This window comes from Aedoeadaptatus acetigenes (genome assembly GCF_025566985.1).
Taxonomy (GTDB): Bacteria; Bacillota; Clostridia; order Tissierellales; family Peptoniphilaceae; genus Aedoeadaptatus; species Aedoeadaptatus acetigenes.
In genome coordinates this window covers 25,044-39,221 of sequence record NZ_JAOQJD010000009.1, presented here as the reverse complement: position 1 = coordinate 39,221, position 14,178 = coordinate 25,044, and the positions used below count along the sequence as shown (strand labels likewise).

Genomic DNA, 14,178 nt, shown 5'->3' with positions numbered 1-14,178 from the left:
CAATACTGCCTTTTCATAAAAAAGATGTTATAATCTAGTCCAACGGCAAAAGCGAACAGTATATATAAGAAAGAAGGTAGTGAAATGTTGCTGCACATGGGCTTGGACGTGGGCTCCACCACGGTAAAACTTGTGGCATTAAACGATAAGTCGGAGGTCTTATATTCTACTTATCAACGACATTTTTCCGATATGAAAAAAACCGTCGCCGACATTCTAACGACGGTATCCAATAAATTTCCCGACGACGAAACCACCATCAGCGTCACCGGCTCCGGCGGAATCGCCGTGGCGGAATTTCTGAATGTTCCCTTTATTCAGGAAGTGGTGGCCGGCACCGCCGCCATCGAGGCCTATTTGCCGGAGACGGACGTGGCCATCGAACTGGGCGGGGAGGATTCGAAAATCACCTACCTGCGGGGCAGCCTGGAACAGCGCATGAACAGCATTTGCGCCGGAGGCACAGGGGCCTTTATCGACCAAATGGCCTCCCTCCTGAAAACCGACGCTGCAGGCCTCAATGAACTGGCCAAGGAACATACAAAAATTTATCCCATCGCATCCCGCTGCGGGGTCTTTGCCAAGACCGACGTGCAGGCTCTTTTAAATCAGGGAGCGACGAAAGCCGACATTGCCGTGTCGGTTTTTCAATCCGTGGTCAATCAGACCATCTCCAATTTGGCCTGCGGCCGCCCCATTCGCGGGAAGGTCGCTTTTTTAGGCGGTCCCCTTACATTCCTGGATGAATTGAAAAAGCGCTTTATCGAAACCCTGAATCTCTCAGACGACGAGATCCTGGCGCCGGAAAACGGCCAGATCTTTGTGGCCCTGGGCGCCGCCTTAAAGAGCGTGGATCACGCCCCGGTGAAGGTAAAAGATCTCTACGAACGGCTGGGGCAGGAAGAGGACGTCCACGTGGATGCCGACGCCCTTCTGGAACCTCTTTTTGAAGACGAAGCGGCCCTTGCGGCCTTCCGCGCCCGCCACGCCGGCTGCGATCTGCCGAGGCGGGATCTTGCGACCTACGCCGGCCCCCTTTACGTGGGGATCGATGCCGGGAGCACCACGACGAAAATGGTGGCCCTCTCCGATGAGGGCGAGGTCCTGTACGAAGCCTACGGCCCCAACAACGGCTCGCCCCTGGATCGGGTGAAGGTCTATCTCATGGATCTCTACGACCGCATGGCAGCCGACGCCTACGTGGCCTCCTCCGGCGTCACGGGCTACGGCGAGGACTTTATTAAGGCGGCTCTGAAAGTGGATCGGGGAGAAGTGGAAACCATCGCCCACTTCCGCGCTGCCCGCTACTTCGAGCCCGACGTGGATTTCATTTTGGATATCGGCGGCCAGGACATGAAGGCCATGAAAGTGAAGGGCGATGTCATCGAGTCCATTCTCTTAAACGAGGCCTGTTCCTCGGGCTGCGGCTCCTTCCTTCAAACCTTCGCCGGCGGCGTGGACTTAAGTGTGGAGGATTTCGCCGCCGTGGCCCTCAAAAGCGACGCGCCGGTGGATCTCGGCAGCCGCTGCACCGTGTTTATGAACTCCAAGGTGAAGCAGGCTCAAAAAGAAGGGGCGAGCGTGGCGGATATTTCCGCGGGTCTCGCCTATTCCGTCATTCGAAACGCCATCCAAAAAGTCATTAAAATTCGCGACCCGAAAAAACTGGGCGAGCACATCGTGGTTCAGGGCGGCACTTTCTACAGCGACGCCGTGCTCCGCGCCTTCGAAAAGATCACGGGAAGAAACGTGGTGCGTCCGAAAATGAGCGGCACCATGGGCGCCATCGGCATGGCCCTTATTGCCAAAGAAGAGGGGGGTGAGGAGAGCACCCTTCTCTCCCGTGAGGAATTGGACGAATTTACCTACACCACGAAACACGCCCGCTGCGGCCAATGCGCCAATAACTGCGCCCTCGCCGTCAATATCTTTAAAGACGGCAGCCGCTACATTACCGGCAATCGCTGCGAGCGGGGCGCGGGCATCGTGCGGGGCGAAGACGAAGCCCTGCCCAATCTCTACGCCTATAAATTAAAGCGCGTCTTCGACTACGAAAGTCTTCCCGAGGGCGCGCCCACTATGGGCATTCCCCGGGTGCTGAACATGTACGAAAACTACCCGTTCTGGCACACCTTCTTTACGAAGCTGGGCTACCGCGTCGTCCTCTCCGACACCTCTTCCAGAGACCTTTACGAAAAGGGGTTGGAATCCATTACCTCGGAGACGGCCTGTTATCCGGCGAAGATCACCCACGGCCACATCGAAAACCTCGTGGAAAAACAGGTGGACGCGATCTTCTATCCGGCCATCTTCTACGAAGAACAAAAAATGGCCCATGCGGACAACACCTTAAACTGTCCGGTGGTGGCGGGTTACAGCGAAGTCATTAAAAACAATGTGGAGAGCATCGAGAAAAGCGGGATCCGCTACCTGAATCCCTTCCTCTCCTTCGACAATCGGGAAAAACTCGCCGAGCGCCTTTCGGAAGTCTTCCCCGAGCACGACAAAAAGGCCGTGAAAGACGCCGTGGCCGCCGCCTACGACGAAGAAGACCGCTACCGCGCCGATGTGCGCGCAGCAGGCAAGCGGGCGTTGGATTTTCTCGAGGAAACGGACAGCGTGGGCATCGTCCTCGCCGGACGGCCTTACCACGTGGATCCCGAGATCAACCACGGCATGGCGGAAATGATCACCGGCCTGGGCCTTCCCGTTTTGTCGGAAGACAGCATTGTGGATGAGGAAAACATCGACGGCAAGCTCCGCGTTCTGGACCAGTGGAACTACCACTCCCGCCTGTACCGGGCGGCGAAAATCGTCGGAGAAAGCGAGCATTTGGAAATGGTGCAGCTGAACTCCTTCGGCTGCGGCCTGGACGCCGTCACCACGGATCAGGTCAACGAAATTCTGGAGGCCCACCACAAAATCTACACCGTCTTAAAAATCGACGAGGTAAACAATCTGGGGGCAGCGAAAATTCGCCTGCGCTCCTTGATTCAGGCCGTGCAAAACCGCACCTTGGACAAAGAAGCCGAATCCATGTACAAAGACCCCGTGCTCTTTACGGAAGACATGCGCAAGACCCACACCATTCTCATTCCGCAAATGGCGCCGATCCACTTCAGCTTGTTGGCGCCCATGCTAAAGAGCGAGGGCTTCAATGTGGAAGTGTTGCCGGATCTTTCCAATCACGTCGTGGACGAAGGGCTCAAGTACGTCAACAACGACGCCTGCTACCCCTCCATCTTTGTCGTGGGGCAATTTATGGAAGCGGTGAAAAGCGGCCGCTACGACACCGACAACTTAACCCTCTTGATGAGCCAAACCGGCGGTGCCTGCCGGGCCAGCAATTACGTCGGCTTTATCAGAAAGGCCCTGAAGGATGCGGGTTACGGTCACATTCCCGTGCTGGGCGCCTCCTTCCAAGGAATCGAGCGGCACCCGGGCTTTCAACTGAGCAAGCGTCAGATGGTGCGCCTCGGGAAAAAAGCCGTGCAGAATTTGCTTTACGGCGATTTAATCATGCGCCTTTCAAACGCCACCCGACCCTACGAAGTCGAGGCCGGGGCCACGAAGGCCGTAACGGAAAAGTGGCTCGATCAATTAAATAGGAAAAATCGCCGCTATTCCCGGGCGGAATTTAAGAAAAACATCGACGCCATGATTCGGGATTACTCCGCCATCGAAAGGCGGGAAGAAGTGCGTCCGAAAGTGGGCGTCGTCGGGGAAATCCTCGTGAAATATCTGCCCGAGGCCAACAACCACGTGCAGCGCCAATTGGAAGAAGAAGGCGCGGAAGTGGTGGTGCCGGATCTGACGGACTTTATGATCTACTCCTTTAAAAACGCGAAGATCAAAGAACATCGCTACGGCACGTCGAAAATGGGCAGCTTCTTTGCGGAAATCACGATTCGCTACGTGGAAAGCTATCGCCGCACCATTCGCGACGCCCTGGTGGATTCCGTCTACGACGGGCCCGAAACCGTCGAGACCCTCATGGCCTATGCCGAAGAATTTGTGGATCTGGGAAATCAATACGGCGAAGGCTGGCTGCTCACGGCGGAAATGGTGGAACTCATTCGCTCCGGCGCCGGCAACATCGTCTGCGTGCAGCCCTTCGGCTGTCTGCCCAACCACATTACGGGCAAAGGCGTGATTAAATCCGTGCGGGAAGCCTATCCCACGGCCAATATCATTCCCATCGACTACGACGCCTCCGCCTCGGCGGTCAACCAAACCAATCGCATCAAGCTCATGATGGCACAGGCGGAGAAAAATAAATTCATAAACAACGACCTGGCGAAGAAACACAAAACAAGCGCCGCGGGACGATAATAAAAAAGCGGATTTCCGAAAAGGAGATCCGCTTTTTTCATGTATTGATGTTGAGAGAGAGACTGTGTCGTTTATCGTTCCGCCATAATGGTTTCGATTTCGTCGGGATTGATGCCCACCATGGCCTCGCCGATGTCTTCGCTCACTTCGGCGATGACGCTGTCGTCCATGTAGTTTTCCACGGCCTTTACGATGGCCTTGGCGCGCTTTTCGGGGTTATTGGACTTAAAGATCCCGCTTCCCACGAAGACGCCTTCGGCACCGAGGCGGCGCATAAGGGCGGCATCGGCGGGGGTGGCGACGCCGCCGGCGGAGAAGTTGGCCACGGGGAGCTTGCCGTTTTCGTGAACGTAAACCAAAAGATCGTAGCTCACGCCCATTTCCTTGGCCAGGGCGTAGAGCTCATCGGATTTGGCGCTTTTCACATAGGCGATTTCGCCCATAATGGAGCGCATGTGATCCACGGCTTGGGACACGTCGCCGGTACCGGCTTCGCCCTTGGTGCGGATCATGGCCGCCCCTTCTTCGATGCGGCGAAGGGCTTCGGAGAGATTCCGCGCGCCACAGACGAAGGGCGTGTCGAATTTCTTCTTTTCGATGTGGAAGGTGGTGTCCGCCGGAGTGAGGACTTCCGATTCGTCGATGTAGTCGATGCCGATGGCTTGAAGCACGGATGCTTCCACAAAGTGGCCGATGCGCACTTTGGCCATGACGGGGATCTTCACCGTCTTTTGAATTTCTTTGATCATTTTGGGATCGCTCATGCGGCTCACGCCGCCGGCGGCGCGAATGTCTGCGGGAATCCGCTCCAGAGCCATGACGGCCACGGCGCCGGCACTTTCTGCGATCTTCGCTTGTTCGGGGCTGGTGACGTCCATGATGACGCCGCCTTTCAGGGAATCGGTGAGTTTAATAAATGCTTCGTTCATGTCATCCTCCTTGTGATTTATGTAATCTTTACAGTGACATTGTAGGCTAGATTTGGTATCATCAAAAGGATCAAATAAATAAAATTTGGAGGGACCAGATTGTTTACCATGCACTTTAACGGGGACGAACCCCTCTACGAGGCCCTGTACGAACACATTAAAGACGCCGTGGCCACAGGCGCCATGAGGGAAGGGGAGAAGCTTCCCTCGAAGCGGGACCTGGCGCGGCACTTGGGCCTGTCCGTGAACACGGTCACCGCCGCCTACGATCAATTGGTGGACGAGGGCTACCTCATCGCCAAGGAGCGGGTGGGCTATTTCGTGGCGGAGATCGAAAATCTCCACAAGAAAATCGCCTCGGCGCCGGCGGCGCCCGCCCGCGAAGCGCCGGCCTACGATTACGATTTCGATTTAAATAAAAATGCCGACTACCGCTTTCCGGACAATCATTTCAAAAAATGCCTTCAGTGGGCGGCGGAGCAAAAGGAGCCTTTAAACCGCAGGGAAAAAGAAGGGCTCGCGGAGCTCAGGGGCGCCGTGGCCGATTACCTCAAGGCCTCCCGGGGCGTGGACGTTTCGGCGGAAGACATTCTTTTAAGCGCGGGCATGGAGTATCTGCTTTTGATTCTCTTTGCCCTCTTGCCGAAAGATGCGCCCTTTCGCCTGGAAAATCCGGGCTACATTGGCCTGAAGAAAATCTTCGAGCAAAACCGCGTTCCCTACGATTTCATGGCCGTGGACGAGGCCGGCGTGGATCCCGACGCCCTTACAGGTGAAAGGAGCATTTATCTCGTGACCCCCTCCCATCAGTTTCCCACGGGGAGCATTCTTCGGGTGGACCGGCGCATCAAGCTTTTAAATCACGTAAAGGCCACGGGAAGCTACATCATCGAAGACGATTACGACAGCGAATACAAGTATTACGGCCGGCCCATTCCCGCCCTAAAGAGCCTGGACGGTGTGGACCGGGTGATCTATATGTCCAACTTTTCAAAATCCCTCTCGCCCACTTTGCGCATCTCCTTTATGGTGCTGCCGAGGCCCCTTATGGCCCGTTATCGCCACTTAAGTCCGGGGATGAACTGCCCCATTCCCAATCTCGTGCAGCTGGCTCTGGCCCGGTACATGAGAGAAGGCCATTTCGAGCGCCGGCTCAATCGCCAGCGGAAAATTTACGACGAGCGGAGAAAAATCGCCGCGGAGGCCTTTTTAGGCGACGATCTCTTTTCCGTGGACGATAAGCGGGCCGGCATGCACTTTATTCTGACCTGCAAGGTGAACAGGAGCGAGGCGGATCTCTTGGCCTATTTAAAAAAACACCGCGTTCACATGAAGGGGCTCTCGGATTTCTCCCAAGGGCAAGCACAGGAAGGCTATCCCCGCCTCATCGTGGGCTACGGCAACATGAGTGTGGATCAATTAAAAGAAGGCCTGGCCGAGTTGAAATCCCTCATCAAAAATTTTTCCGTCGCAAGCTGATTTTTTTCGTGGAGGAAGGACGTGCTTGTGTTACACTGTTTAATAAATACCAGCGAGGAGGAACCATGGGTTATTTACAAAAGCGAATCGAAGCGGACGGGGTCATCTACCCGGGAAATGTGTTGAAGATCGATTCTTTTCTCAATCATCAAATCGATCCCAAGGTGATGAAGGAGATCGAGGCGGAATTTTACGACTATTTCAAGGACCGAAAGGTGACGAAGGTGCTCACCGTGGAGGCCTCGGGCATTGCGCCGGCCATTATGGTGGCGGCCCATTTCGACGTGCCCATGCTCTTCGCCAAAAAGGCGCGTCCCGCTACATTAAAAGCGGAAGATGCCTATACCACCGACGTGTATTCCTACACGAAAAAAATCACCTCCAAAGTCATGGTGAACAAGGCCTATTTGACAGCGGATGATTCCGTCTTGATTATCGACGACTTTCTCGCCAACGGGGAAGCGTCCTTGGGCCTGGTGGACATCGTGAGACAGGCCGGGGCCAAGGTGGCCGGCGTGGGTATTTGCGTGGAAAAATCCTTTCAGCCGGGCCGCGGGCGCCTGGAAGAGGCGGGGCTCGACGTGTATTCCATCGTGCGCATCGAGGCCATCGATTCGGAAAATCAACGGATTACTTTTAAAGAAGGGCATTAAAACAGCGGCCGGAAGCGAAAGGCTTCGTGGCCGCTTTTCTATTTAGAAGGTATCTTTGTGTACCTTGGAGGAAATGTCGAAGTATTTTCTGCTTTGGATCCATTCGTCGGGGATGCCGAAGGGGATCAGACACAAAATGCCGTAGTTTTCGGGAATATTAAAGAGCTTTTTCACGATTTCTTCGGAGCTTTCCCCTGCCGAATTGGTTTGTTCGCGAATATTGATCCAGCTGGATGCGTAGCCTTCGGCGTGGAGCAAGAGGCCCAAATAAGCCGAGGTAATGGTGGCTTCTTCGATCCAGGTGGGCTCCGAGGTGTCGTTGCCCATGACCACGATAATTTGCGGCGCATCGGCCAAATACTTCGTGCCGAAGCGCTTTAATTCGGCCAGAGCCTTCTTCTTTTCGGGATCTTCCACCACGAGAAATTCCACCGGGTGGGCGTTGGATTTACTCGGGCCCATGGACGCGTAGGTGAACAGTTCCAATAAGGCCTCGTCGTCCATTTTTTGATCTTGTTTGTACTTGCGCATGGAGCGTCTTTTCTTTACCATTTGTTTAAAATCCATAAATAACCTCCTTTAGTCGCGAAAAGCTCGCGGGAATCGTTTCGTATCTTTTTTACTTATACCCAATAAATATCTTTGTAAAGGTTTCACAAGAAGTTCAATTTCGATGGGTATAGTCATAGTAAATAAACGAAGTGAAACGGAACAGATAAAAATAGAAAGGAATCCCATGGAACCAAACAGAGACTTCGGCGGCGAAAACCGCCCCACAAGCTATCATTACGGAAGAAAAAAGAAGCGAGGCGGCTTTCTCATCCTCTGGGCCCTGATCTTTTCTTTGATCGGCGGCGCAGTGGGAAGCGTCGTCACCTACAAATACATGCCGAAGCCCGCCGTGTCGGAAGGGCTGAAGCCGCAAGTTGAGCCACCGGCGGACAAGACGAGAAAGCACGAAGCCGGCGTCGTGGAAAGCGTGGCACAATACGCCATGCCCTCCGTGGTGGGGATCACCACCTCCACGACGAAAAACACCCTCATGGGTCCCATGGCCGTGCAGGGGAGCGGCAGCGGCTTTATTCTTTCGGAAGACGGCTTTATCCTCTCAAACGCCCACGTGGTCGGCGCCAAGGGCAACAAGGTCAAGGTGCTTTTAAACGACCAATCGGAAGCCGAGGGCAAAGTCGTGTGGTCCGACGAGACCATGGATTTGGGCCTCGTGAAGATCGAAAAGAAAGGCCTCACGCCCCTTCCCATGGGCGACAGCGACAGCATCAACATCGGCGAGACCGCCGTGGCCATCGGCAATCCCCTGGGCCTCGACTTTCAGCGCTCCGTCACCAGTGGGGTCATCTCCGGCCTGAACCGAAACATCGGCGAAGTACAGGGTAATTACATGGACGGCCTGATCCAAACCGACGCCTCCATTAACGCCGGCAACTCCGGCGGGCCCCTTTTAAACAGCGAAGGCCAAGTCATCGGCATTAACACCGTGAAGATTTCTTCGGCGGAAGGCCTGGGCTTTTCCATTCCCATTAACACGGCGAAACCCATTGTGGAACAGGTCATGAAAACCGGCGACTTTAAATCTGTGGCCCTCGGGATGAGCGGCTACACCGTGAGCGCCGTCGAGCGTAGCGGCTACGATTTAGGCACCGGCGGCAAGGGCGTCATCGTCGGCGGGGTGGAAGCCGAATCCCCGGCCGCCGCATCGGGCCTGAAGGTCAACGACATTATTCTGAAAATGGGCGATACGGAAATCCAAAGCATGAGCCAACTGAGGCGCGAGCTCTACAAGTACAAGGCTGGCGATACCGTGGATGTCGTCGTGTCGAGAAACGGCAAGAAAGAAAACCTGAAGCTCACCTTCACGGACTACCAAGTCCCCGCGGTGGGCCAAGAAGAAGGCCTGCGCCGCCTGATTCCGGGCTTAAACAATTAAGGGAGAGACCTTGTTTCGGCAAGGTCTTTTTTCTTGCGATCGTAAGAATAAAAAGACGAGAAAAAAGAAGATTGCTATTTTACGTTAAAATATTGACGGGGGGGGTAATGTGCTATGCTAAGCTGAAGAAGGATTAAAAAGTGTTCTTTATGCTTCAATCAACTAAAAAGTTAATGAGGCTATTAAAAGAGCGCGGGTATTTTCATTATCGAATTTCAGAAAGGAGTATGAAATGAAGAAAATACTGTCATTGTTTTTAGCTTTTCTCATGCTTGCAGTCTCGTCAAGCAATGCGCTGGCCTTAGCTTTCCCTTCGGATAGTGAGAAGAAAAGCAATCAGGAAAAAATTAACTATTTGAAACATGAAGGCATTATTGAGGGCTATGGCAATGGCGATTTGGCCTTGGAGCGCCCGATTAAGCGGAGTGAAATTACTAAGATCATCGTTTATAGCTTAGGAAAAAAAGATGCAGCTAAGCTAATGGAGCAAGACCCTGCTCTCTTCAGTGATATCGAAAACCATTGGGCAAAAGGTGTTATTCAATTTGCAGCTAAAAATAAGAATGCGAAGAATGATGTCACCATGGTGAATGGGTATCCGGACAAAACATTTAAGCCTGAAAAGAACATATCCAATGCTGAAGTATTGAAGATGTTGGTTGCTTTAACGAAGGAAGATCTAAAATCCGAAGATGTTGCCAAGGCACAGTGGCCCTTTGATTGGATTCGATGGGCGATAGAGTTAAAAATCATTGGAGATAATAGTGGAATTAACAAAAGCATACTTCCAAATGCCCCAGCAACAAGACAAGATGCTTTTGTGGCACTTTACAATGCTTTGAGTCGTTACGGAGAGGGCACATCGAAGGTTCCCGAATTTGTGCCTAATGTAATAATTCCTCCGGGTGATGAATCCAATGGGAGAAATACTCCAAATCCTCAACCGAATCCGGGGAAAAAGCCGGGCTCACCTGAACAAAAAATTGAAGAAGAGATTAAACGAGAAAAAGAATCCGACAGCTTAAAAGACATTGGTAAAAAGCTGAATGAGTCGCAGATCGTTATTGAAAATCTTGACACTTCATACAGTTTAAAGACGCAAGAAGATGCCGTTCAGGCAAAAGGGAAGTTAATTTCCGGAGACGAACTCAAGTCAGTTCGAGCAAGAATCATCGATCCGTCAAAAAAAGAGGCGAAAGAGGTCGATGTAACGGTAAACGGGAAGAACTTTACGTTGAATCTTAAGGATTACGCCATCGGTTCAAACAAAGTCGATGTTTATGCCCTTACAGACCGCAATGAACTTGTTCGGAAAACCTTCTTCTTAGAAAAAGAGTCGAAAACAATTACGGTAAAAGACAGCTTGGTCGTTGTGCCAAAAGAGAAAGGAAGCAATCAACCGAAAGATATTCAGATGATATTTTCTAAAACGAAAGGAAAATATTACTTGGGTGTCAACCGGACATCGGATGTTTTTAAGAAGATTCAGGAATCTTTAAAAACAGACGCCCACCCAATTGTCATGGTAGATTTTGGCGTGAAACAGTCATTTAAGATTGCGGATAAAAATACTATCGCGCATCAGGATGTTAAAAATGACAATAAATACAATGATCCGATCCAAGCTGACAAAGTATTTTATGCGGTGACGGACGCCAAGTTTGACGAGTTGTTAGCGGATAAAGCGCTAAACATTAGCGCTACTTCCAATACCAATGCCGGGGAGATTGAGCTTTTTATTGATCAAGAAGGTATTCAGGAGGCCTTGGCACATGTTGACTTTGCAAGCAATCAGCTAGTGGGTAGCCCCGCTGATAAGTTAATGGATGCGGAAGGTCAAAAAACAGCAAAACTCGTGGAAAAGAGTAACGCAGAAGATTTCATCCAATTGCCGCCGTCTCCTAAGGGAAAAGAAACTATTGATGTTAACTCTCTACGCGGTGGAAAACTGCAATTAAAAGGAAAAGGTTTTGAACACGAGAAAAAACTGAATGACACCAAAGTTAGCTACTGGGGATCGATCCATGGTGGAATGGCCAATTCGGTAAAATTAAAAGAATTGCCAAAGGAATACTGGGAATGGGCACAAAAAGCATTCAATTGGGTGATGGGAAAAGACGTCAGCCATGAGGCTTATTCCGAGGTGGCGCTGAATGTAGCCGCCGGCACAAATATCAACAATTCGATGGACGGAGACTCAGCCCAATCGACTTTAAATGGGGAGATTTTTTATAACTATTTGGCGCAAACACTTGCCGATGTAAAAATTCAGCATTCGAGGGAAGGACTAAAATTGCTTCATGCCGGTTTGGCAGAACGGCAACAAATGGACATGAAGTTGGATCTAAAGTTCAAAGAAAAGGTTAATTTTACGCGCTTTCTCAGAAGTTTGGGTCAAGAAAAATCAAATGACTTTATAACGAAAAAATTAAAACAAACGAATAATTTTTCTAAGGATAAATACTTTTTAGGTTATGCCAAAATTCCCTTGTACCCCGGAGGGCCGGTGGCAATTGAGCAATCTCAAAAAGGTTCTATTGGCGAAGTTAGCGATATGCTGGCATTATTGGCAGCAGTTTATATCAATGTTTACGGAGAATTAGAAGTGGAACTGATTAGCGAAAGTCAGTTAACGGACAGTTCATCTGTAAATGTCAATGTTTTCGATAAAAAGTTTGAGAACGAGACCGTTTATCTAATTCAACAGATTCAACAAGAAAAAGATGTGCATATAAGCAATCGAGATGTCGGCAAGCGATTTAAAATGATCGCGATTACAAAAAAGGATTTAGAGGAAAAGAAGCACAAAAGATTAGAGGGTCAACTTGAAACAAACGCTGATCTCGGTGCGGAATTCTCCCTATTATTGCTAGGCACACGTCCGGTATGGCTTGATGGAGGCTTACGCCATAAAGCCATCTATCGTGGACACATCGATATAAAACAAAGCTACCAAAATGGAAATGAAAAATTGAATGATCTTGATATGTATGGAATGGTAAGCCACGGGGCTTGGGTTTACATGTATGCGGATTTCGATCTTGCAGGACTTTATCAGGGTCATCACACATTGTTGGAAGAACAAATCTATGAGCTAAAAAGAGAAACGGCGTTAACGGCCGATAAGGCAGAACAACTGGACAAGAAGATCAAGGCGATAGAAGAGTACTTGGCTAAAATCGAGGCGATTGAAGAGAGAGCGGATTTTAAACAGACACAAAAGTCTCCGTCGATCAAGCAAATCGACACGTTAAAAACCAGAGCAAAAGACACAGTGCTTTACGCAAAAAACAAGGCAAACAGAACGCCGAGCAAATACCAAGCGACCATGAAAAAGCTGGACGTTTCTCTGGATCAAGTACAGGGATTATATAATCAGTTAACTTCAAAGCTAAATGAACTTGTTCGGCTGTTAGAGCAAGCAAAGGCGCTGAGACGGACGGCCGCATACCAAAAGATTGATCAGACGGATAAGGATGCTTTAAAAGAAATAGAAACGCAGTCCCGCGTGTATGCCATAGGAAACAACTATGGGGATTGGTCAAACGATGAAAAGGCGGCAGCATCAAATAAGAAGGTTAACACATGGATTGAAAGCCTGGAAAGTATCATTCAAAAAATTCAAGACAAACAAGAAGAGGAACCCACGCCGCCGAATCCGCCGAATCCTCCCGCACCTGATCCGGGCGAACCTAAACCGCCGAATCCGCCCGCACCGAATCCGGACGAGCCTAAAGAGCCGGACGTGGTCACTGTAGGCGATTTCAGATTTGATCGTTCAACGGGAACCATCGTTGAATATATAGGCGAAAAGACCAGGGTGAACATCCCGAGTCAAATAGCAGGTGTAGAGGTTAGAGTTATCGGCGATTATGCTTTTAGGCCGTCGCATACGGAAAGGCCGGTATTGACGTCTGTGAGCATACCTGAGACAGTTGAAGAAATACAAAAGGGTGCATTTATGCAGAATAAGTTGCAATCGATTGGATTGCCCAATGGTCTGCATACCATTGGAGATGATGCCTTTGCATTTAATCAATTGATAAGGGTCAGTATCCCCGAATCGGTTATTGAGATTGAAGACGGTGCGTTCCGACGAAATAAACTATCTAGGGCGATTCTTCCTGATTCCGTTGAAAGAGTGGGAGATGGCGCCTTCAGTTATAACCCGTTAAGAAAGGTGAAAATTTCAAATAAGATGACGGTAATTGGAAAATACACCTTTAAGGGAGATGATTACTCTGACACGAAAATAGGAGAACTGATCATCCCTGATTCCGTCGAAAGAATTGAGTCGGATGCATTCTATCAGAGCGGAATAACGAAGTTAACACTGCCTGACTACGATGCGGAAACGGAAGGGAAAGAGCTCACGATTGGTACCAGCGCATTCGAATCGAATGATCTGACAGAGTTGTATATTCCCAGATCAATCGTAACGATTGGGGAGAGAGCCTTTGCCCGTAACGAGGCCATGATTCGTCTGGAGATATCGAATTCAGTCACTCGAATTGGGGACAGTGCATTTTGGAGGAATGGTCTTGTGGAACTAAGATTGCCGAGCAATCTCGAAGTTATTGAGAGAGGTGCATTCAGTACCAATAAATTAAGTGAATTAACCATACCGAACACGGTAACTGAGATTGGTGAAACTGCATTTTATAATAATGACTTACACCTTGTTCGAATTCCCGATTCTGTAGCAAAGATTGGGGATGGTGCCTTTCAGTTAAATAAGAGATTGAAAAGTGTGGAATTACCGTCACATACTGTGATTACGGAAGGATCTTGGTATGGAAGCTTTGACGAGGATGTCATTATCACACGGCGCTAGTCTTTT

The 14,178-nt window shown here is 50.4% G+C and carries 7 protein-coding genes; 5 read left to right on the top strand and 2 right to left on the bottom strand.

Features of this window, described 5'->3' with window-relative positions; translation table 11 throughout:
- Nucleotides 1-84 precede the first annotated feature (84 nt).
- Nucleotides 85-4,332, top strand: coding sequence for a 2-hydroxyacyl-CoA dehydratase (locus OCV31_RS06120; RefSeq protein WP_148473465.1), 4,248 nt, complete (start codon nt 85-87; stop codon nt 4,330-4,332).
- A gap of 71 nt (nt 4,333-4,403) precedes the next feature.
- Here the strand turns inward: OCV31_RS06120 and pdxS are convergent, their stop codons facing one another.
- A complete protein-coding gene (gene pdxS, locus OCV31_RS06115) occupies nt 4,404-5,261 on the bottom strand; it encodes a pyridoxal 5'-phosphate synthase lyase subunit PdxS (RefSeq protein ID WP_148473463.1) in 858 nt (285 codons plus the stop codon).
- Between the two features lie 108 nt (nt 5,262-5,369).
- Here pdxS and pdxR point away from each other — a divergent pair, with 108 nt between their 5' ends.
- Both pdxR and OCV31_RS06105 read left to right on the top strand, forming a co-directional pair.
- Complete coding sequence (gene pdxR, locus OCV31_RS06110) at nt 5,370-6,740, top strand: MocR-like pyridoxine biosynthesis transcription factor PdxR (protein ID WP_267303846.1); 1,371 nt, start codon at nt 5,370-5,372, stop codon at nt 6,738-6,740.
- Nucleotides 6,741-6,805: 65 nt separating this feature from the next.
- Nucleotides 6,806-7,393, top strand: a complete 588-nt coding sequence (locus OCV31_RS06105; RefSeq protein ID WP_148473459.1) for a xanthine phosphoribosyltransferase — start codon at nt 6,806-6,808, stop codon at nt 7,391-7,393.
- A 42-nt stretch (nt 7,394-7,435) separates the two neighbouring features.
- Here the strand turns inward: OCV31_RS06105 and OCV31_RS06100 are convergent, their stop codons facing one another.
- Entirely contained in the window at nt 7,436-7,960 is a 525-nt protein-coding gene (locus OCV31_RS06100) for a nitroreductase family protein (RefSeq protein WP_108831963.1), read from the bottom strand.
- Nucleotides 7,961-8,129: 169 nt separating this feature from the next.
- Between OCV31_RS06100 and OCV31_RS06095 the strand changes: the two genes are divergently transcribed.
- The gene (locus tag OCV31_RS06095) at nt 8,130-9,338 is read left to right on the top strand and encodes a S1C family serine protease (RefSeq protein ID WP_148473457.1); all 1,209 of its coding nucleotides are present in this window, start codon (nt 8,130-8,132) and stop codon (nt 9,336-9,338) included.
- 232 nt (nt 9,339-9,570) lie between these two features.
- Nucleotides 9,571-14,172, top strand: a complete 4,602-nt coding sequence (locus OCV31_RS06090) for a leucine-rich repeat protein (RefSeq protein ID WP_148473454.1) — start codon at nt 9,571-9,573, stop codon at nt 14,170-14,172.
- The last annotated feature ends 6 nt before the right edge of the window (nt 14,173-14,178 follow it).

What these genes read in the sequence shown, in the direction of transcription:
- OCV31_RS06105 (WP_148473459.1), top strand. Translation starts at nt 6,806, where the DNA reads ATGGGTTATTTACAAAAGCGAATCGAAGCGGACGGGGTCATCTACCCG.
- OCV31_RS06100 (WP_108831963.1), bottom strand. Translation starts at nt 7,960, where the DNA reads ATGGATTTTAAACAAATGGTAAAGAAAAGACGCTCCATGCGCAAGTAC.
- pdxS (WP_148473463.1), bottom strand. Translation starts at nt 5,261, where the DNA reads ATGAACGAAGCATTTATTAAACTCACCGATTCCCTGAAAGGCGGCGTC.
- OCV31_RS06090 (WP_148473454.1), top strand. Translation starts at nt 9,571, where the DNA reads ATGAAGAAAATACTGTCATTGTTTTTAGCTTTTCTCATGCTTGCAGTC.
- OCV31_RS06095 (WP_148473457.1), top strand. Translation starts at nt 8,130, where the DNA reads ATGGAACCAAACAGAGACTTCGGCGGCGAAAACCGCCCCACAAGCTAT.
- pdxR (WP_267303846.1), top strand. Translation starts at nt 5,370, where the DNA reads ATGCACTTTAACGGGGACGAACCCCTCTACGAGGCCCTGTACGAACAC.
- OCV31_RS06120 (WP_148473465.1), top strand. Translation starts at nt 85, where the DNA reads ATGTTGCTGCACATGGGCTTGGACGTGGGCTCCACCACGGTAAAACTT.